The 20,202-nt window shown below is 69.6% G+C and carries 17 protein-coding genes; 13 read left to right on the top strand and 4 right to left on the bottom strand.

Going from position 1 to position 20,202, the window contains the following annotated elements; all coding sequences use genetic code 11:
• Positions 1-99 precede the first annotated feature (99 nt).
• Genes ACZ3I4_RS24015 through ACZ3I4_RS23985 form a run of 7 tightly spaced genes read left to right on the top strand, consistent with a single transcriptional unit; the run spans position 100 to position 6,620 of the window.
• A complete protein-coding gene (locus tag ACZ3I4_RS24015) occupies positions 100-1,008 on the top strand; it encodes an ABC transporter ATP-binding protein (protein WP_465384421.1) in 909 nt (302 codons plus the stop codon).
• The gene (locus ACZ3I4_RS24010; RefSeq protein ID WP_465384239.1) at positions 1,005-1,772 is read left to right on the top strand and encodes a hypothetical protein; all 768 of its coding nucleotides are present in this window, start codon (positions 1,005-1,007) and stop codon (positions 1,770-1,772) included. Before ACZ3I4_RS24015 ends, ACZ3I4_RS24010 begins: the two co-directional genes overlap by 4 nt.
• Positions 1,772-3,172 (top strand): hypothetical protein, encoded by a 1,401-nt coding sequence (locus tag ACZ3I4_RS24005; protein WP_465384238.1) that lies wholly within the window; start codon positions 1,772-1,774, stop codon positions 3,170-3,172. The genes ACZ3I4_RS24010 and ACZ3I4_RS24005 overlap by 1 nt, the downstream gene beginning before the upstream one ends.
• The gene (locus ACZ3I4_RS24000; protein WP_465384237.1) at positions 3,156-3,866 is read left to right on the top strand and encodes a response regulator transcription factor; all 711 of its coding nucleotides are present in this window, start codon (positions 3,156-3,158) and stop codon (positions 3,864-3,866) included. The genes ACZ3I4_RS24005 and ACZ3I4_RS24000 overlap by 17 nt, the downstream gene beginning before the upstream one ends.
• Entirely contained in the window at positions 3,863-5,284 is a 1,422-nt protein-coding gene (locus ACZ3I4_RS23995) for a sensor histidine kinase (protein WP_465384236.1), read from the top strand. The genes ACZ3I4_RS24000 and ACZ3I4_RS23995 overlap by 4 nt, the downstream gene beginning before the upstream one ends.
• A 41-nt stretch (positions 5,285-5,325) precedes the next feature.
• A complete protein-coding gene (locus tag ACZ3I4_RS23990) occupies positions 5,326-5,655 on the top strand; it encodes a PadR family transcriptional regulator (RefSeq protein ID WP_465384235.1) in 330 nt (109 codons plus the stop codon).
• Positions 5,652-6,620, top strand: a complete 969-nt coding sequence (locus ACZ3I4_RS23985; protein WP_465384234.1) for a hypothetical protein — start codon at positions 5,652-5,654, stop codon at positions 6,618-6,620. Before ACZ3I4_RS23990 ends, ACZ3I4_RS23985 begins: the two co-directional genes overlap by 4 nt.
• Before the next feature lie 340 nt (positions 6,621-6,960).
• Here ACZ3I4_RS23985 and ACZ3I4_RS23980 read toward each other — a convergent pair whose 3' ends face one another.
• The gene (locus tag ACZ3I4_RS23980) at positions 6,961-9,327 is read right to left on the bottom strand and encodes a glycoside hydrolase family 9 protein (RefSeq protein ID WP_465384233.1); all 2,367 of its coding nucleotides are present in this window, start codon (positions 9,325-9,327) and stop codon (positions 6,961-6,963) included.
• A gap of 218 nt (positions 9,328-9,545) precedes the next feature.
• Here ACZ3I4_RS23980 and ACZ3I4_RS23975 point away from each other — a divergent pair, with 218 nt between their 5' ends.
• Complete coding sequence (locus tag ACZ3I4_RS23975; protein ID WP_465384232.1) at positions 9,546-10,079, top strand: GrpB family protein; 534 nt, start codon at positions 9,546-9,548, stop codon at positions 10,077-10,079.
• 340 nt (positions 10,080-10,419) lie between these two features.
• Here the strand turns inward: ACZ3I4_RS23975 and ACZ3I4_RS23970 are convergent, their stop codons facing one another.
• A complete protein-coding gene (locus ACZ3I4_RS23970) occupies positions 10,420-10,857 on the bottom strand; it encodes an NUDIX domain-containing protein (protein WP_465384231.1) in 438 nt (145 codons plus the stop codon).
• Between the two features lie 288 nt (positions 10,858-11,145).
• Between ACZ3I4_RS23970 and ACZ3I4_RS23965 the strand changes: the two genes are divergently transcribed.
• The 4 genes from ACZ3I4_RS23965 to ACZ3I4_RS23950 all read left to right on the top strand — a co-directional run bounded on the left by ACZ3I4_RS23965 (position 11,146) and on the right by ACZ3I4_RS23950 (position 16,671).
• Positions 11,146-11,727 (top strand): histidine phosphatase family protein, encoded by a 582-nt coding sequence (locus tag ACZ3I4_RS23965; protein ID WP_465384230.1) that lies wholly within the window; start codon positions 11,146-11,148, stop codon positions 11,725-11,727.
• Between the two features lie 94 nt (positions 11,728-11,821).
• Positions 11,822-12,439 (top strand): GNAT family N-acetyltransferase, encoded by a 618-nt coding sequence (locus ACZ3I4_RS23960; protein WP_465384229.1) that lies wholly within the window; start codon positions 11,822-11,824, stop codon positions 12,437-12,439.
• Between the two features lie 741 nt (positions 12,440-13,180).
• Positions 13,181-15,169: a glycoside hydrolase family 3 N-terminal domain-containing protein gene (locus ACZ3I4_RS23955; protein WP_465384228.1), complete on the top strand. Its 1,989-nt coding sequence runs from the start codon at positions 13,181-13,183 to the stop codon at positions 15,167-15,169.
• Positions 15,170-15,537: 368 nt separating this feature from the next.
• Positions 15,538-16,671 carry an RCC1 domain-containing protein gene (locus tag ACZ3I4_RS23950; protein WP_465384227.1) on the top strand — a complete coding sequence of 378 codons (1,134 nt, stop codon included), beginning with the start codon at positions 15,538-15,540 and terminating at the stop codon, positions 16,669-16,671.
• 181 nt (positions 16,672-16,852) lie between these two features.
• On the opposite strand, the gene ACZ3I4_RS23945 is transcribed toward ACZ3I4_RS23950, so the two are convergent.
• Together ACZ3I4_RS23945 and ACZ3I4_RS23940 are read right to left on the bottom strand one after the other, a co-directional pair.
• Positions 16,853-18,001 carry an IS701 family transposase gene (locus ACZ3I4_RS23945; protein ID WP_465384226.1) on the bottom strand — a complete coding sequence of 383 codons (1,149 nt, stop codon included), beginning with the start codon at positions 17,999-18,001 and terminating at the stop codon, positions 16,853-16,855.
• Between the two features lie 528 nt (positions 18,002-18,529).
• Entirely contained in the window at positions 18,530-19,444 is a 915-nt protein-coding gene (locus ACZ3I4_RS23940; protein ID WP_465384225.1) for an NmrA family NAD(P)-binding protein, read from the bottom strand.
• Between the two features lie 98 nt (positions 19,445-19,542).
• Between ACZ3I4_RS23940 and ACZ3I4_RS23935 the strand changes: the two genes are divergently transcribed.
• On the top strand, positions 19,543-20,103 hold the full coding sequence (locus ACZ3I4_RS23935) for a TetR/AcrR family transcriptional regulator (protein ID WP_465384224.1): 561 nt from the start codon (positions 19,543-19,545) through the stop codon (positions 20,101-20,103).
• Positions 20,104-20,202 lie beyond the last annotated feature (99 nt).

Raw genomic sequence — 20,202 nt, 5'->3', positions numbered from 1 at the left:
CCGGGGACAACGGCCGTCGCGGCCACGGGAACTCACAGAGTTCTCCCAGAGGCTCTGCGGAACCGGCCAGCCGCGACCGCCAGCATCGTGCCCATGAGCATGATCGACGTACGGGGACTGACCAAACGCTACGGATCCGAGACGGTGGTCGACGACCTGTCGTTCACCGTCGAGGCCGGGCAGGTGACCGGATTCCTGGGGCCCAACGGCGCCGGCAAATCCACCACCATGCGCATGATCATCGGGCTGGTCGCACCCGATCGGGGCTCGGTCACGGTCGGCGGGCGCCGCTATCAGGATCTGCCGACGCCGCTGGTCGAGGTGGGCGCGCTGCTCGACGCGGGCGCGGTGCACGGCGGGCGCACGGCCGCGAACCATCTGCTGGCCCTGGCGGTCAGCAACGGCCTGCCCCGCACGAGGGTGGGGGAGGTTCTGGCCCGTACGGGTCTGGAGAGTGTCGCCGCCAAACGGGCCGGCAGCTTCTCCCTCGGCATGCGGCAGCGGCTCGGCATCGCCGCCGCCCTGCTCGGCGACCCGCGGGTGCTGATCTTCGACGAGCCGGTGAACGGGCTCGACCCCGAGGGCATCCGCTGGGTGCGCGACCTGATGCGCTCGCTCGCCGCCGAGGGCCGCGCGGTGCTGGTCTCCAGCCACCTGATGAGCGAGATGGCGCAGACCGCCGACCACCTGATCGTCATCGGCCGGGGCCGCCTCATCGCAGACACCACCATGAGCGAACTGACCCGTACGAGCGGGTCCGGCACGGTGCTGGTCCGGGCGGACGACCCGGGCGCGCTGAGCCTCAAACTGACCGCGGCCGGCGCCACCGTCCACGAGGGACTCGAGTCGTCGCTGGTCGTGTCGGAGATGAGCGCCCGCGACATCGGCAAACTGGCCGCCTATCACGGGATCGTGCTCAGCGAGCTGGCGCCGCAGCGGGCCTCGCTCGAGGACGCCTTCATGGAGCTCACCCGCGACAGCGTCCAGTTCCAGGCGGTGGCGGCATGAGAACCCTCGCCTCGGAGTGGATCAAGCTGCGCAGCCTGCGCTCGACCTGGCTCACGCTGGCCTGCCTGTTCGTCGTCGGGCTGGGCATCACCGCCCTGGCCGCCAACGCGGCCGGCGCCATCTGGGACGAGGCGACCCCGGCCGACCGGCTGGCCTGGGACCCGACCGGGCGCAGCCTGGCCTCGTACATCGTCGCCCAACTCGTGATCGGGGTGCTCGGCATCCTCGTGGTCACGTCCGAGTTCGGGACCGGCCTGATGAGCACGACCCTGAGCGCGACCCCTCGGCGGGCGCGGGTGCTGGCGGCCAAGGTGGCGCTGACGGCGGCGGTGGCCGTGGTCGCGGGCGAGGTGCTGATGTTCGCCGCCTTCCTCGTCGGGCAGCCGCTGATGGCCCGGCAGGACGTGCCGAGTGCCAAGCTGGGCGATCCCGGGGTGCTGCCGGCCGTGTTCGCGGGCGGGCTCTATCTCGCGGTGATCGGGCTGCTCGCCGTCGGTCTCGGCGCGATCGTGCGGGCCACCGCGGGCGCGCTGGCCACCCTGGTCGGCATCGTCTTCCTGGTGCCCGCCGTGGCCGGGCTGTTCCCGTCGTGGATGCAGGCCGTGTTCGACTACTGGCCCACGATCGGCGGGTCGGCCGCCCTCGGCACGGTGGCCAACCCGGACTACCCGCACCCGTGGCTCAACCTGGGCGGCATGGCGCTGGCCGTGGCCGGGGTGCTGGCCGCCGCCTTCGTCGTGTTCCGCCGGCGCGACGTCGTCTGATGAGCCTGCGACGCCGAGCCTTTCGAGACGCGTCCGTGGGTGCGGGCGCGGCCGCCGCGGGGCTGCTCGCCATGGGCGGCACCGCGGCGGCCGGTCTCCTGCTCCTGGACGCCGGGCAGGTGGGCCGTCCGGAGCGGCTCACGGCGGCTGTGATGGCCATGGCCGTGGGTGCCCCGGTCCAGGTCGGGGCGGCGTCGGCGGGCGGGCTGCCGGTGGCCGCGCACGGCCGCATCGACCTGATGCCGCTGGGGGTGACCTTGGCGGGGACGCTCGTGCTGGGCCTGCTCCTGATGCGCGGCGGCCGCGGCGGTCTGCTCGTGCGAGGCGTGTCGGCGGCAGTCGTCTTCACCGCCGGGGCCGGGCTGGTGGCGTGGGCTGGGCGCGGGGCCCTGACGTGGCCGGCCATCGGCGGACGGACGGACGCGGGGCTGGCGGGCTGCCTGCCGGACGGGTCGGGATTACCGGGCCTGCCTCGGGGCGCCGGCCTTCCGGGCCTCCCCGGTGGCGCCGCCTTATCCGGCCTCCCCGGTGGGGCGGGTCTGTGGGGCGGCGCGAGTTTGCCGGGCGGGACCGGCCTGCTTGATCGGGCGGGCCTGCGCGGGGCGGCGGGCCTGCCGGGCGGAGGCGGCCAGTTCGACGGCGGATTTGCGGTGGCGATCGGCCCGGCGGTGGCCGGCGCGGGGGCGCTGGTGCTCACGGTCGTCGCGCTGTGCTGGCTCGCGTTCCGGTTCCCCGCGGTGGCGGGCGGGCTGCGGGCCCTGCGGTGGCCGGCCCTGGGTCTCATGGTCCTGGGTCTGAGCGCCGCCACGGTGCTGGGCGGCCCCGCGGCCGCCGGCGGTCTTCTACTGGCGGTGCCGCTCGGGCTGGCCCTGCCGGCCACCCTTCACACCGGCGGCGTGCTCGCGTGCGCGCTGAACGGCGGCCCGACCCGGACGCCGGACGGCGGCCCGATCAGTGGGCTGGACGGCGGCCCGCTGAGCGGATTCAATGGCGGCCCGCTCAGCGGATTCAATGGCGGCTCGAACACGGCGCTGGAGGGCGGCCGAACCCTGGCCACCGGCGGCTGGCTGACCACGCTGTCGATCGCGGTGCTGCTGGCGTGCTGCGTCATCGTTGCCGCGGCTGCCCGCCGGATTCAGCCCGGCGGACCCCTCAAGCGAGCCCTCGGCGTGGCGCTCGCGGTCGGGCTGGCCCTGCTCGCGCTCGCCGTCGTGTCGCGGGGATCGGCCTTCATCGGCGTACGGGCGCTGATCTTCTCGTTGCCCCTGCTCGACGTGCGTCTGGTGCCGAATCCGTGGACCGCGCTGCCGGTGGGGGTGGTCGTGGGTGCGGTGGGCAGTCTGCTCGTCGACGCTTTCGTAGGCTGGCGGCCATGGAGACGTCATGACGCCGCGCGATGACGCCGAGCGCCTGCTCGTCGTGGACGACGAGGCCACCGTACGGGAACTGCTGTCGGCGACTTTGCGGTTCGCCGGTTTCCGGGTGACGTCGGCGGGCACCGCGGCCGAGGCGATCACCGCGGCCACCGAGGAGCCGCCCGACCTGGTGCTGCTCGACGTGATGCTGCCCGACATGGACGGCTTCGAGGTGGTGCGGCGACTGCGCGAACAGCGTACGGGCGGCCGCGGCGGACCGGTGCCGGTGCTGTTCCTGACCGCCCGCGACCGGCAGGCCGACAAGGTGACCGGGTTGTCGCTGGGCGCCGACGACTACGTGACCAAGCCGTTTGACCTGGAGGAGCTGATCGCCCGGATCCGCGCGATCCTGCGGCGGACGAGCGGCCCGCATTCCGCCGTGCTGACCGTGGGGGCGCTGGCCATGGACACCGAGGGCCACCAGGTGACGCGGCACGGCCGGCCCGTACGGGTCTCGCCGACCGAGTTCCGGCTGCTGCGCTATCTGATGGAGAACGCGGGCCGGGTGGTGACCAAGGCGCAGATCCTGGAACGGGTCTGGCACTACGACTTCGGCGGCGACGCCAGCATCGTCGACACGTACATCTCCTACCTGCGACGCAAGGTCGACGCCGCCGAACCGCGGTTGATCCAGACCGTGCACGGCGTGGGCTACGTGATGCGGGAGCCACGACCATGAGCTTGCGCGTACGCCTCCTGCTGATCACGACCGCCCTGCTGCTGGCCGGTCTGGGGCTGGTCGGCACGGTCGTCTCCGATCGCCTGCAGCACTACCAGGTCGGCCGGATCGACACCCAGTTGTCCTCGCTCACCGGGCTGCTCTCGCACCTGCCGGCCAGCGGCCCGCGTCCCACCCCCGACCCCGGCGTTCTCGATCCCGCGCTCGACCTGATCGGCGCCCCGTACCTGGTCTATGTGGGCGACGACGGCACAGTGACCCAAGGGGCGCTGTCGTCGCGGCTGGATCGGGCCAGCCTGCCGCCGGGCGACCAGTTGCGCACGTTGCCGACCGACGGAACGGGCCGGTTCCTCGACGCGGCCGACGACTCGGAACGCTGGCGGGCGGTCGCCGCCCGCATCGCCGGCTGGAACGGCACGGTCGTCGCGGCGGCGCCGATGACCGAGGCCGACGCCACCGTCGCCCGGCTCCGCACGATCAGCCTGGTCAGCGGGGCCGTGCTGCTGGTCCTGCTGACCGCGCTGGGCTGGTTCGCCCTGGGCCGGGGGCTGCGGCCGCTGCGCCGGATCGAGCACACGGCGGCGGCGATCGCCGGTGGCGACCTGACCCGGCGCGTGCCCGACCTTGCGCCGCCGGGCACCGAGATCGGGCACCTGGCCGGTTCGCTCAACACCATGCTGGGCCAGCTCGAACGGGCCTTCGCCGACCGGGCCGCCTCGGAGGCGCGGATGCGGGCGTTCGTCTCGGACGTCAGCCACGAACTGCGTACGCCGTTGTTCGTCATCAAGGGCTCGACCGACCTGCACCGGATGGGCGCGCTGGCCGGACCGTCCGACGTGGACGAGGCGATGCGCCGGATCGGGCTCGAGGCGACCCGGCTGACCGCGCTCACCGAGGACCTGCTGCTGCTGGCCCAGCTCGACGACGCGCCCGAGGGCCAGCTCGAGCGGGCCCCGATGGACCTGCGCACCCTGGCCACCGACGCCCGGCACGACCTGCGCGCGCTCGACCCGGCGCGACCCGTCTCGCTGACCGGCCCCGGTGGAGACGGCCCGCCCGGACCGGCGGCGGTCGACGCCGACGAGGCCCGGCTCCGGCAAGTGGTGGCCAACCTCGTCGGCAACGCGGTTGCGCACACCCCACCGGGCACGGCGGTGCGCATCGGCGTCGGCACAGTCGGCGGGCGGGCCGTGCTGGAGATCGCCGACAACGGGCCGGGCATGACGGCCGAGCAGGCCGGGCGGGTGTTCGACCGGTTCTATCGCACCGACCGGTCGCGGAGCCGTACGGGCGGGGCCAGCGCGGGGCTCGGACTGGCCATCGCCCGATCTCTGGCCCGGGCGCACGGCGGCGACGTCGAACTGTCGACATCGGCCGGGGCGGGCGCCTGCTTCCGTCTGGTGCTGCCGCCGCTATAGCTTGGTTGACGATATATCTTCGCGGCCATACTATTCCGGCCGTGCAGGAACCAACTTTTCTCATCCTGACCGCGCTGGCGGCACAGCCGTTGCACGGTTACGGGATCGTCCAGTCCGTCACCGAGTTGTCCGCCGGGGAGGTGAAACTGCGTCCCGGCACGCTCTACGGGGCGCTCGACCGGCTCGACCAGCAGGGCCTGATCGCCGTCGACCGCGAGGAACAGGTCGACGGCCGGCTGCGCCGCTACTACCGGCTCAGCGACCACGGCGCCGCCGTCCTGGCCGGGCAGGCCGAGCGGCTGCGCAGCCGGGCCGCCCTGGCCGAACGCCAGCTCGGGCTGCGGCCCGGTCACGCCGGAGGTGCCGCGTGAACCCGTACGTCTCCCTGCTGGCCGCCTATCCGGCCCGGCTCCGCCGCAAACACGGCGACGAACTGATCGCGACGCTGGTCGAGATGGCCGGCCCCGGTGGCGGTCCGACCCGCGCGGAGAAGGCTCGTCTGGTCCTCGACGGCCTGCGCGAGCGGTTCCGCCCGCCGGTCCGCCGCCGGCCGTTCGCCCTGGCCGCCGCCGTGCTGGCTCTGCTCGTCGGCGGGGCTCTCGGCGCCGCCGTGGGTTCCTGGGCCGGCACGCTCGGCTATGCCGCCCTGCCCGCCACTGTGCCCTTCGGCGACCGGATGGAGCACGTCAACGCCGAGGACCATTACCTGTGGTCCGAGGGCCGCTTCCCACCCGGGACGAACGCCTTGACGGCCACGGAGCAGGCACATCGGGCGATGGCGGCCGAGGGCTGGCAGCCGAGCCCGATCGCCTCCCGCGAAAAACCGCTGACCATCGTCTACTTCGTTGCCGAGAAGGACGGAGTGCGGCTCGACGTCTACGCGTACCCCAGCCTCGGCTCTCTCAGCATCACCGGCTGGCCCACCCGCTCCGCGTCGTACGTGCCCCTGACCATCGCCGGCACGCTGCTCGGGCTGCTGCTCGGCTGGCTGGCGGCGGTGGCGCTGGCCCACCGGATCCAGGACGCCCGCCGTCCCCTCCGGAGCGCGATCCTGGCCGGCATCGGCCTGGCGCTGATCCTTCCGTCGGCCGCCGGCTTCGTCGCCTCGCTGTGGAGCTATCTGACCGTGACCGATCTGCTCGGCATGGGCGGGATGGTCCACGTGTACGGGTTCTCCTTCGGTCCCACGCTCGACTTCATGCGTGAGTACGGGCTGGGGGAGGGCTGGTATCTCACGCCGGGCGACTTCCAGCAGTTGCCGTTGTTCGGTTTCGCGCTGATCGCCGTGGCCGGGGTGCTCGCCCGTCCACGCCGGGAGTACGAGGCTGTCGCTTGATCCCCGATGCGGAGGCCGTCCGGGCGCGGGACGGTGTGGCCGCGATTCCGTGGGCCCGCCAGCTGGCTTATGCCGCAGATCGACCTGGGCGGCCACCGTCGGCTGCCGAGCGGGGCCTTGCTTCGCCGGTTCCTCTTCCGGCCGAGCCTTCCCAGCGTTGTGGGCCTGGTCTTGCGGTTCGGTCCTGCAGTGCGGGCCTTGCAGCGTTCGGGCCTTGGAGCGTCTGGACCCGGGAGCGCGGTCCTCGGGCGCGTCCAAGTCCTCCCCGCACACTCATCGGTCTGTCATGGCCCTCTCCCCGCGAAGACGACAGCGCGGGAAGAGGGCCATGACGGGTCCTCTAGGACGCGGTGCAGGCGGTGCCGTTCAGGGTGAACGAGGACGGCCGGGGGTTGCTGCCGGTGTGGGTGGCGTTGAAGCCGAACGTGACCGTCGCGCCCGGGGCCAGGCTGCCGTTCCAGGACGTGTTGGTGGCGGTGACCTGAGTGCCGGACTGGGTCACCGTCGCCGACCACGCCTGCGTGATTCGCTGGCCATTGGCGTACGGGAAGACGAGGCTCCATGCGGTGATCGCCGTGGGGCCGTTGGTGATCGTGACCGATCCGCTGAAACCGCTGCCCCAGTCGTTCGTGGAGTAGGCGACCCGGCAACCGGCAGGCTGTGTCGGTGTCGGTGTCGGTGTCGGTGTCGGTGTCGGTGTCGGTGTCGGCTCGGTGGGCGTGGGCGTGGGTGTCGGCTGCGTCGGGGTGGGGGTCGGCGTCGTGGGGGTCGTTGTTCCGTCCGGCTCGGAGCCCCACACCAGCGTGCTGCCGTCGTACAGGGGAACTCCGGGGTTGGGGCCGGCCGCGGCCTGGTAGGAGGGGTCGTTGGTCGGGTCCCACGTGCCGCCCTCGACGACGCCGATCTTGAGCTGAACCTCCATGCGGTGCGCGGACTGGCCGGCCGGCGCGATCGTGTAGCCGGTGCAGTCGACCTCGACGTACCAGACGTTGCCCGAGAACTGCTTCGCGCTCGTCGGGCCCGGGCAGCCCTGCGTGTACGGCGAGCTGACGCTGAGCGCGGCGTCGCTGTCGCGGGTGAAGTAGTAGCGGAACTTACCCGCCGTCAGCGCGCGGGCCGGGAAGGCCGACTTGTTGTAGACCACGACCTTGACGCCGGTCGACCGGGTCTCGTTCTGCGTGATCGTGGTCTCGACCGACAGCTCGGGCATGTCCGGCTTCTCGGCCTGCGGGAACCCGGCCGCCGGCGCCCCGCCGTACTCCCCGTACAGCCGGGCCAGCGCGGACGTGAACCCGGCGTTGTAGTCGGTGGCGACCTCGTTCATCACGTAGTCGCCGCGGCTGTCGGTGTATTTGTCGTCCGGCGCCGACGGACCGCCGACCAGGGCGCCGTACAGGACGTGGCGGGTCTGCTCAGGCACCTGCTGGCTGTCCCACCAAGATCCATGAGCCGTACGGTGGTGGGGGTTCTTGGGCGCGTTGGCTCCGAACCCGATCACGTAGCTCGAGTTGCGCGGGTTGGAGCCCAGCGCATAGTCGATCTGGCGTACGGCGAAGTCGTGGTACCGCTGTTTGCGCGCCGCATCGGTTGTCGAATCGCTGTAGATGAGCGCGACGAACGCGGTATTCGCCGCATACCGCAAGGCGCCCCACGTGTCGACGACGACCATGCCGCCCGGGGAGGTGCGCACCTTGTCACCGTTGACACCGACCGTGAACCAGTCGAGCCAGCGGTTCGCGTCATCGATGTACTTCTGCTTGCCGGTCAGCCCGGCGAGCAGCACGTAGTTGCCGTACTGCTTGTTGTCCCACGAGATCGTCCACTTGTACATCTTGGTGCTGGTCTGGTTCTCATTGCCCTGCGCGTCGTAGCCGGCCTCGGCCTTGGCCAGATAAGCCGTGTCACCGGTGGCACGATGCAGCCAGATGGCGCCCCACACCAGCTCGTCGGAGTAACCGCTCCACGACCGGTAGAACGACGTCGCATCGGTAATGCACTCGTGATAGCTCTTCCGCACCGTGTCGGCAAACGTATAGAGCTGCTTGGCATGAGTCAGAAGCGTTTGCGCGTACGAGGGATCGGTCGCCTTGAACACCATCGAGCTGGCCGCCATGGCCGCCGCCGTCTCCGCCGCCAGCTCCGTGCCGCCACAACTCGCATCAATCTTGTACGCGGGCCGCGCCATCGGCATGACCTCGGCCGGCCCCCACCACTTGTGGTCGTCGTCGCCCTTGCCCACTTGCCCGTAGAGCACATTGGCCGACGGGTGCGCCTTGATGAAGTAGTCATTGGGCACGCGCAGGTTGTTGAGCAGAGTCGTCAGCTGCCCCGAGTTCGCGTACGCCGTCCGGTTCTCGATCGCACCCCACGCCAGCATCGTCGTCGTGAACGCCATCGGAAGCCCGAACTTGACGTGATCACCCGCATCGAACCACCCACCGGTCAGGTCGAGCCCCACATCGGACCCGTCCCGCATGGCCGAGTCGCCACGCCACGACACCCGGTTCCAGCTCGGCTTCTTCCCCGAAACTTGAGCCTCGTAGAAGAAGAGCGACTTCTGCAGAGCCTCCCCATAGCTGTACGCCGGCGCCGCAGCCGCCACGTTCACCCCCGCCGTGGCCGATTCGCTGGCGGCCGCCGCCCCGTTCGGCACGGCAAACGACACGAGACCCAGGACAAGGCTGGCCAAGAGGGCGCGGGCTTTCATAAGCATCTCCTCGGGGATTGACCGTCATCGTTACATGGGAGCGCTCCCAATTCAATGGTGTAACAACCAGGTTTCCTGCCAAGCTCCGCTGGTGTCCCACCTGCACCCGGCGCCCACTTCCTCAGGTCGGCGCTGACGGTCTCCCGCCCGGAACGTCCCCTGCTCCCCGGTGCTCATTTCCTCAGCCGGCGCTGGAGATCCTCCACCGGGAGCGCAGCGTGAACGCCCTGCACCCGGGTGCCCATTTCCTCAGACCGGCGCTGGAGATCTTCTACCGGGAACGTCGCCGCCTGAACGCCCTGCTTCCATGCCCCCACGACCTGATGTTGGTCGGCGGTAGCTCCTTGCCGACCACCCTGACCAAGGGCGATGTCGACCTGCACTTGCGCGTGCCCGAACGCTCATTTGCGCTGGCAGTGATCAGATTGAGCGACGTCTACATTCAGGTTCACCCCGAAATCTGGCAGCCGACCTTGGCGACGTTCGCCCTTCCCGATCTCCCTCGGCCAACTGCCTGCCTCCGGGCGCCCACCCTGCCAGGCGTCCCTACCCTCGCGGTCCCTCTGCCCACAGGCATCGCCGTGACGCCGGCAGATTCCCCGCACGACCAGCGCTTCACCCGCACTTGGCAGCGCCTGGCGGCGGACCCGGCGCTGGTCACCGTCTACAACAGCCTCAAGCGCCAGCACCGTGACAACCCGGCCGACTACGAGCACCAGAAGTCGACCTTCTTCGACTCGCTCGCAGCGTGAGCCTCGAAGCACCCGTAGCCGCCTGAATTGGCTACTCCGAGGCGCCAGGCGTGGTCGGGCGAGGCACGGCCGGTTCCTCCGGAACCGCTTCCATCCCGGTCGCCCGTCGCTGAGTCGCCATGTTCCTGTGCAGCTTTGCCTGTGCGCTGAACGTTTGCGCGTTCGCTCATCGGTTGCGCGTTCGTCTGGAGAGTGCGCGTTCGCTCATTGGTTGCGCGGTCGTTCAGCAGATGCGCGTTCGCTGAGCAGTGGCGCGTTCGCTCAACACGATGGCAAAACGGTCGCGCGTAGTCGGCCACAGATCGGTGCGTACGATCTATATGCGTTCAATACATTAGAACTAGTCGATAAAGGGACCGTTCTGCCGCCGTGCTGCGTCGCTCAGGACAGGTAGGTCTGGTCCGAAAAGGGGCGCGGGGAGCTGGTCGAGTGCGAACCAGCCGAGCTCGGTGGCCTCGCCGTCCGGTGCGCCGGTCTGGGCGCTTGGTGAAGCGAGAAAGACTGCGCCGACGCAGTGCACGACTCGCCCGCTCGGGTAGCGGTGAGTCTGGGTGGCAGGATCGCTGTACAGGCCCAGCAGTCCGTGCAGATTGATGTCCCAGCCGGTCTCTTCCAGGCATTCCCGCTGAGCGGCCTGCTGCCACGTCTCTCCGACCTCGATGCCGCCGCCTGGTACTCCCCAGGTGCCCTCCCCGCTGCGACGCATGAGCAGGACACGGTCGCGATCGTCGATGACTACCACGCCGCAACAGGCCCGGAGCTCAGTCTCGTTGTCCATTGATCGATGTTGTCAGACACGCAGGACTCCAGTTGCCCGGGCGACGACACAGTCGTGATCGCGTCGCACGGATCGGGACGTCGACTGTCGCCAACGGGCGGTAGCGTGAAGTGCCGGGTCGTCGTGGCCCGGCGGCCGCCTTTGACGGTGCAGCGGAGGTCGTTTCGTGCCCTTTCCAGCTGACAGACGCGTGCACAGCCAGTGGTTATGGAATTCGCCGACAGGCGACAGCGAACAATCGTGCGTTGAAGCCTCGGCGAGCAACCTGAACCTTCGGGGGCGCGTCGGTTGAGCGACCATTCTCCATTCACCGAGATTGTGCTGGTCCGCCACGCCAGGTCCGTGCCGCCGGCCGCCGACGGTCCGGACGAGTTCACTCGCCCGCTGACACCGGACGGACTACGGCAAGCGGACGAGCTCGTGGCCGCTCTGACCGAACTGCGTCCAACGGTCGTGTGGTCCAGTCCGTACCGGCGCGCGATCCAAACAGTCCAGCCCACCGCCGCGGCACTTGACCTGCCCGTGCGCATCCATGCGGACCTGCGTGAATGGAACGACGGCCTTGCCTACACCGACGACTGGGAACCCCACGAAGCCCGCAGCTGGGCGATCCCGTCCTACGCACTGCCGGGTGGCGAAAGCCTCGAGCAGCTCCGCACACGCGCGGTCGGCACTCTGCGGACACTCGCTCACCAGCACCACGGCCGGGTGGTTCTTGTCGCCGGTCACGGCACCTTCATCGCCCAAGCTCTGATCGGATTCGGCCGGCCCATTGACCGAAGCGGCGCCCACCGCATGTCGATGCCGGCGATCTACCGACTTCGCTTCACCGGCTTGACCGACAACTCCGAGATTCCCGACCTCCTCTGACCGGGCGCTGCCCCTCATCGAGTTGGCGCACTCGGCGGCGAGACTCGATGCAAATCCCGTCGCGCGGCAGCCGTTGTCGTGTGATCGTCGTTGAGTGCCACAGCCCATTTTGCGTACTGATCGTCTCGTCTTGATTCCGCTGGCCGACCGGCATCTCGAACTCGAGGTCCAACTCGACTCCGATCCTGAGGTGCTGCGATACCTCTACGGGCGAGCCCGGACCCGCCAGGAGGTCATTGCGACCCATGCGGAGAGGATGGCCCTAGCGGGAGGAGTCGACGGCCTCGGCTATTGGATGGCCTTCGCTAACGGTCGCGGCGAACCTGGCTCCACAACACCCGAGTCCGAGGAGACCTTCGTCGGACTCATGATGCTTCCGCCGGCCAACGGCCCCGACCAGCCGGACGACCCGTCCCAGGCCGAGCTCGGCTACCGCCTTGTCCAAAGTTTCTGGCGCCAGGGCCTGGCCAGCGAGGCGTCCCGCGCTCTCCTACGCCACGCCTTCGAAACCGTCGGGCAGAGTCGTGTGATCGCGCAGACAATGGCCGTGAATGCCGGATCGAGGGGCGTCATGGAGGCCATCGGCATGCGGTACGTGCGAACCTTCCACACAACCTGGGACGACCCTTTACCCGGTACGGAACTGGGCGAGGTCGAATACGAGATGACCCGCGAGATGTGGCTGCACCAACCCCATAGGGGCGACGAGTAAAGCCGTCGAATTCCTGCACACCGACGCTCGGAATCGGTCAGCACGGTTTTCATAGCCATGTGTTCGGCCGCTGGGCTGCCGTTCGACCGGGCGTGCTTGGCCCGCTCAATTGCGGTTCGCTCGGCCGGTACGTGCCTGTTTGCTCGGTGAGCGCTCGGCCGGTAGGTGCGTGTTTGATCGGTGAGTGCGTTCGGCCGGTGGGTGCGTGTTTGCTCGTTGGGTGTGCTCGGCCGGTAGGTGCGTGTTTGGTCGGTGAGTGTGCTCGGCCGGTACGTGCCTGTCTGATAGGTGAGTGCGCTGGGCCAGTACGTACCTGTTCGGTCGGTCAGCACGCTGCCGGTGCGCACCTGTTTGCTCGGTGAGTGCGCGCTCGGCCCGGCGGGCGCGGATCTCTCGAAAATCTCGGTAAGCCCTTACTCTGCTGGTGGGGGCGGTCGGACACCGACCTTCTGAAACCTTCCAAGGCCACCGGCGGTGTTCACACGCTGGACGCAACGTTGTAATGGGAGCGCTCCCATGTCACGATGCACATCAATATGTGGACCGCGTGAGGACTCCCCAATGCCTGTGCGCTTATCTGGAATGACGTTGCTCGTCGCTGCTCTTGTGTCGGTGGCGGTGCCTGGCCAAGCGGCGGAAGCGGCTGCTGCCGTGCTGCCTTACCAAGATCCGTCCCTGCCCGTTGCCACCCGCGTGGATGACCTGCTCAGCCGCATGAGTGTGGACGACAAAGTTGGCCAGATGACGCAGTCCGAGCGCGGCACGACCAGCGCTGCGGACGTCACCGCGTACCGGGTCGGCTCGATTCTGTCGGGGGGTGGCTCGGCGCCGGCCAACAACACGGCGGCGGGCTGGGCCGACATGTACGACGAGTATCAGCGGGCGGCGCTGGCCACGCCGTTGAAGATTCCGATGCTGTACGGGATCGACGCCGTGCACGGGAACAACAACGTGCCGGGCTCGACGATCTTCCCGCACAACATCGGACTCGGGGCGACCCGCAATCCCGCGCTGGTCGAGAGGATCGGGCGCGCCACAGCGGAGGAGGTCGCCGGCGCGGGGCAGGACTGGACGTTCGCGCCCTGCCTCTGTGTTGCCCGCAACGACCGGTGGGGGCGCACGTACGAGTCGTTCGGCGAGAAGCCCGAGCTGGCGACGGCCATGACCACCATCGTGGACGGGCTGCAAGGCGCGAACGTGCTCGCGACGGCCAAGCACTACATCGGCGACGGCGGCACCACCGGCGGCGTCGACCAGGGCAACACGCAGATCAGCGAGGCCGAGCTCCGGGCCGTACACCTGCCGCCCTTCAAGGCCGCGATCGAGCGCGGCGTCGGCTCGGTCATGATCTCGTTCAGCAGCTTCAACGGGTCCAAGCTGCACGGGCACAAGTATCTGGTGACGGATGTACTCAAGGGCGAACTGGGCTTCACCGGGTTCGTCGTCTCGGACTGGGCCGGCATCGACCAGCTCGACGGGCAGCGCGGATTCACGCAGGCCGAGATCGTCACCGCGTTCAACGCCGGGCTCGACATGGCGATGGTGCCGACCGACTGGAAGACGTTCGTCGGCTACCTGCGCGCCGCGGTTCAGGCCGGGCAGATCCCGATGTCACGCGTCGACGATGCCAACCGGCGCATCCTGACCAAGAAGTTCGAGCTCGGACTCTTCGAGAAGCCGTACGCGGACCGCAGCCTGGCCTCGACGATCGGCAGCGCCGAACATCGGGCGCTGGCGCGGCAGGCCGTACGGGAATCGCAGGTTCTGCTCAAGCGGGGGATCCTGCCGCTGGCCAAGACCGGTGGCAAGATCTTCGTGGCCGGCAAGAGCGCGGACGACCTGGGCAATCAGAGCGGCGGCTGGACCGTCAGCTGGCAGGGCGCGAGCGGCAACACGATCCCGGGCACGTCGATTCTGTCCGGCATCCGCGCCGCGGTCGGCAGCGCGACATCGGTGACATACAACCGCGACGGCACCGGCATCGACAGCAGCTACCGCGCGGCCATCGCGGTGGTCGGCGAGACCCCGTACGCCGAGGGGGAGGGCGACCGCACCGGTTCGATGAGCCTCGACTCGACCGACCTGGCCACTTTGTCCCGGCTGCGCGCGGCCGGGGTGCCCGTCATCGTCGTGCTCGTCTCGGGCCGCCCGCTCGACATCGCCTCCGAGATCGGCAACTGGAACGCGCTGCTCGCCGCCTGGCTCCCCGGCAGCGAGGGCGCGGGCGTAGCCGACGTGCTCTTCGGCGACTACGCGCCCACCGGCAAGTTACCGGTGACATGGATGCAATCGGTCTCCCAACAGCCGATCAACGACGGCGACGGCAAGACACCCCTTTTCCCGTACGGCTTCGGCCTGACCTACAGCAGCCAGCCGGACCCGGATCCCGACCCCGAGCCCGAACCGACCTCCTCGTGCCGGGTGAAGTACACGACCAACGACTGGAACTCGGGTTTCACCGGCACGGTCGCGTTGACCAACACCGGCCCGACACCGGTGACACCGTGGTCGTTGACCTGGACGTTCACCGGCGGCCAGACCATCACCCAGGCCTGGTCGGCGCGGGTCACGCAGAGCGGCTCGGCCGTCACCGCGGCGGGGGAGTCGTGGAGCCCCACGCTCGCTCCGGGCGCGACCGTCAGCTTCGGCTTCAACGGTTCACACCCAGGCACCAACCCAAGGCCGCCGGCCTTCGCTCTGAACGGCGCGACATGCAGCACCGAATCCTGACCCCGCCCACCCACCGCCGAGCCGCGAACGGCACTCGTGCCACCGGTGTCATCTGTGCCGTTCGTGTCACCGATGTCATCCGGGGCGCTCATGTCACCCGGAGCAGGCACAGCGTCCATGTCACCGGTGGCGCTCCCGCTGATGAGATCACGCGAAGTGCTGCTCGAATTTTGCGGGTGGGTGTCACCGGTGTCGTGCAGAGCGCTCGTCCTGCTCCAGCCTCGCAGGCAGGTGCCACCGGGGTCATGGACGACGGCCGACGTCGCCAGGGCCTTGTGCAGCGACCACTCGTCGGGAGTTCTGCGTAACAACTAACGGCACCGCATTTGACCGTGTCCAGTGCCACCGAGTGATTGAGGAGTCGGTACGTGACAAGAAGGACGATCGTCGCCGTTGTGGCGACCCTGATCGGCATGCTGATGGCTGCGCCCTCGGCGGCCAACGCGGCGCCGCCGGCGGCTACGACCGTGGCCACCGGATACGCGCACAGCTGCGTCATCGACAAGGGCAGCCTGCTCTGCTGGGGCGGTAACTACAGTGGCCAGCTCGGCGACGGCACCATCACCAGCCGGCCCGCGCCCGCGCGCGTCGGCACCGAAACCTGGACCAGCGTCGACGGGGGGACGAGCTTCAACTGCGGAATCCGTACGGGGGGAACGCTCTGGTGCTGGGGCAGCAACACGCGAGGGCAGCTCGGCAACGGAACGACCACGAGGCAGACTTCGCCGGTGCAGGTCGGCACGTCAGCCGGCTGGGCCAGTGTGAGCGCGGGCGACAGTCACACGTGTGCGGTTCGTACGGAGGGAACGCTCTGGTGCTGGGGCTTCAACCGCTTCGGGCAGTTGGGTGACGGCGCGGCCGTTTACACCGCGAACTCGCCGCTGCAGGTCGGCACCGTCAGTAACTGGGCGAGCGTCACGGCGGGTTACGCCCACACTTGTGCCTCACGTACCGACGGCACGCTGTGGTGCTGGGGCGACAGCTCGACCGGGCAACTCGGCGTTGGCGTGCTGGGCTATCGCACGACCCCGGCGCAGGTCGGCACCGCGACGAACTGGGCCGGCGTGACGGCCGGATACCTGTTCACCTGCGGGGTTCGTACGGATGGCTCGCTGTGGTGCTGGGGCGAGAACGGCTACGGGCAGCTGGGCGTCAGCGGCATCTATCAGGCCGCGCCGGTGCGAGTCGGCACTGACAGCACATGGACGAGCGTCGCCGCGAGCTTCGACACGGCCTGTGCGACTCGCGCCGATGGCAGCCTGTGGTGCTGGGGTAACAACGGGTCCGGGCAGCTGGCCGACGGCAGCAACACCCACCGTTACGCTCCGACCCGCATCGGCACGGCGACGACGTGGACGGCCAACGCCTCGGCCGGTTACCACAACTGTGCCCTGCAGACGAACGCGAGCCTGTGGTGCTGGGGCAACAACGACAACGCGCAGCTGGGCGACGGCACCACGACCCAGCGGCGCGCGCCCGTGCAGGTACCTCTGCCGAGCTAGTACTGCTACGGCGGGTCGTAGCTTCCGAGGCGTTCGAGTCGTTTGCGGTAGTGGGCGGCTCGGGCGCGTTCGCGGCTGAGTTCCCTGAAGGCGGACCAGGCCAGGACGTGCGTGACGCAGTGCTGTGTGGCCAGGATCAGGGTTGCGAACAGGCGCCTGATCTCGTTGACGGTCAGCCGGATCAGGCTGCCCGGCTGTTCGCCGCCGGTGGTGCCCCTTTTGCGTTCTCGGCGGCGCGGATGATGGTCAGGAAGGCCGCGGCGGCCATAGACAGGGTGATGTGGGCGTACCAGGCGTCGTAGCGGCGGACCTGGTACTGGTCCAGGCCGGCCTCATTCTTCGCGATCTGGAAGGACTCCTCGACCGCCCACCTCGCGCCGGCCGTGGCGACGAGAGTGCGTAGCCGGGTGCCGCGCGGCCCGAAACACACGTAGTAGGCCAGTTCACCGGTGGTGATGTTGCGGCGGGCCAGCACCCAGCCGCGCCGCGCGTGCGGGAACTCGGCGCGGATCGGGACGCTGACCCAGTCGTAGACGCGGGGACCGTGGGCGCCGTCGCCGCACGACATCCGCCGCCACGCCCCGGCCCGGACCTTGCCGATCAGCGTTTCGACGCGGGTGGTGGTATGCAGCCCGGAGGGCACCTCGTGGTCCTTGCGGGTGGCCAGCACGTAGTGGATGTCGCGCTGCTCGCACCACTCGCGTAGTTCCCGGTGCTGGCCGTAGGCCTCGTCGCCGGTGAACCACGCGAACGGCACTCCGGCCTCGACCGCGCGTTCCAGCATGGACCTGGCTTGCTCCGGTTTGGTGGCGAACTCCACCTCGCCGGGCACATGCGCCTTGGCGCAGCGGCCGGGATCGTCGAGCCACGACTTCGGCATGTACAACTCCCGGTCGATCAACGCCCGCCCGCACCGGGTGTGGTAGGCCAGAAACACCCCGATCTGACAGTTGTCGATCTTCCCGGTGGTGCCGGTGTACTGCCGTTGGACCCCGGCGGAGGCTGTGCCCTTCTTGACGAATCCGGTCTCGTCGGCGATCAGCACCCCGGCCGCATCCCCAATCGCCGCCACCACCGCCGCGCGTAACTCGTCGCGGACCGCGTTGCGGTCGAAACACCGGCTGACCAGCAAACCCTGCATCGCGTCCGGAGTTCCATCACCGGCATGCTCGGCCAGACTCCAGCCACTGCGACGCTCGATCGGTGCCAGCAACCCCCGCAAATACTTCCACGCCTGCCATCGGACATCCGCCCTGCTGAACCGATGCGAGACCCCCAGGAAGAACTCCCGAAAATCATCGTCCCAGCCCTGTACCTGTTCAGCCGTCACCACACCCAGCAAACGACCCAGAACCACACAAAGTGGCGACTCGCCGTAGCAGTACTAGCCGACACCCGGGGCCGGTTCTGCCGAGCCGGCCCCGGATCGCGGCTTTTCAACGATGGCGATCCGCCGCAACCCGAGACGGCGGCCGTGCGTTCACGCGAAGCACCTTCGTGCTGCCGAGGCTGTCGAAAGTGCGGCCCGGGCTCGCCGAGGCACTGGGTCGACCCGAGGCAAGGCGTCCGGTTCGTCGGCACGGCAGGTCGATTGCCCGTGCGCGTCCGTAACGGTCGGACCTGCCCGTCGCCGGCCGGCACGAGTTCTGGCCGGCCCGAGCTGGGTCTCTCAGCCGGCTGTGATCGGCACGACAATGCAGGGCGGATCGGCGGCCGCGGTTGACCGCCCGGCCTTGCTGACCGCGTGGCCACCCGGCGCGATGCCTTGACGCCCGTGGCCGACGCCTACGGCGCCGCAACCGCCGCGGACCGGCCACCTTCCTAACCGGGCCCCGACCAGCAAAGCTTCCGTACACCGTCAGCTCCCGCTCAGGTGCTTTCGTGCCCACTCCTCGAACGACGTGAGTGGAATGCCGAGCGCCCGCGCGAACTCGGGCCGGGCCGGCTGGCCCGTCAAGTTCATCAACTCCATGGGAAGGCCCGCGTACGGCGGCATGCCGGCCTCCAGCGCCTCGGCCTCGGTCATGTCGGGGGCAGTGAGCGGGGCGTTCAAGGTGCGGGCCAGCGTCTCGGCGATTGCCGTCATCGGCTGGTAGTCGCCGGCCAGCTCGAGCTCGACCTCATGGAACTGTTCCGGCTGCGCGAACGCCGCGGCGGCCGTGACACCGATGTCGTGCACCGCCACCAGCGAGAGCTTCGTCGACGGCTTGAGAACGGTCACGATGCCGCCCTCGACTCCGCGCGGCAGCAGGTAAGCCGCGGAGAGGAGGAAGTTCTCCATGAAGAAGCCGGGCTTGATCACGGTCCAGAGTGGAAAACCGGCTTGCCGTACGCGCTTCTCGATGCCCGCCTTGGTGGAGTAATACGGTTCGAGGGGCTTCCATCGACCCGTCTCGTGGCCCGGCGCGGTGGCCAGCCGTCCTGATCCGGACACCGAGGTGTGCACGAACTGCGGGACGCCGGCGGTGCGGGCGGCCTCGATCAGGTTCTCGGCTTGGCGCAGTTCGCCTTCGAAGTCGTACGCGCCGTCGACCACCTCGGCCATCTGCACCGAGAACACGGCTCGGGCGCCCTGCGCGGCCTCGATCAACGACTGCTTGACCTTGAGGTCACCGGTGACAAGCTCGGCTCCGAGGGCGGCGACGGCCCGGGCTCGCGCTGATTTCCGGTCGCGGACCAGGGCCCGTACGGGAATGCCCGCCTCCAGCAACGTGCGCGCGGTGGCCCCGCCCTGCTGACCGGTGGACCCGACGACGAGAACGGGCGCAGGCATGATTTCCTCCCGGAGCGGAAGCGGCGACCCCCGCCGTTTCCATGCCGTTAAGATACGGCGGACCCCGCCGATTAGCAACCGCGATGTGAGGAGACCCCATGGCTGGACAGCGCGCCGACGCCCGCCGCAATTACGCGCTGCTGCTGGCCGTGGCCGAGGAAGCGATCGCCACTCAGGGCGCTGACGCCTCCCTGGAGCAGATCGCGCGCACGGCGGGCGTGGGGTCGGGCACCGTACGCCGGCACTTCCCGACGCGCCACGCCCTGCTCGAAGCGGTGTTCCGCAAGCAGATCGACATGCTGACCGACCAGGCGCGCGAGCTGTCCGCCCGCCCCGACGCCCGCGCCGCGCTGCTGGAGTGGCTGACCGCCATCCTGAGGTTCGCCGCCACGACGCGCGGCCTCGCCGAGGCCCTCAACCGCGACCGCACCGCCGCTCCGGGTGAACCGCACGAGCATTGCGCCACGGCTCGGCTGACCGAGGCCGGTGCCCCCTTGGTCGACCGGGCGGCTCCGGTGCTGACCCCCGGCGTGACGATTACCGACCTGCTCAACCTGGTCACCGGCATAGCCCTGGCCACCGAGCACCACCCGGACGCCGCCGCCGAGGCCGACCGCATGCTCCGCCTGACGGTCGAGGGCGTCAGCCCCGTGACCTGACCCCGTCTCCGCTACCGGGACGGCCCGACCTCAACTGGTCGACGGCTGCAGGGACGACCCGACCTCAACGGGTCGACGGCTACCGGGACGGCCCGACCT

The sequence above is a fragment of the Actinoplanes sp. NPDC021490 genome (assembly GCF_055562135.1).
The sequence above is the reverse complement of the archived record's forward strand: the minus strand, read 5'-3'. Positions and strand labels throughout refer to the sequence as shown.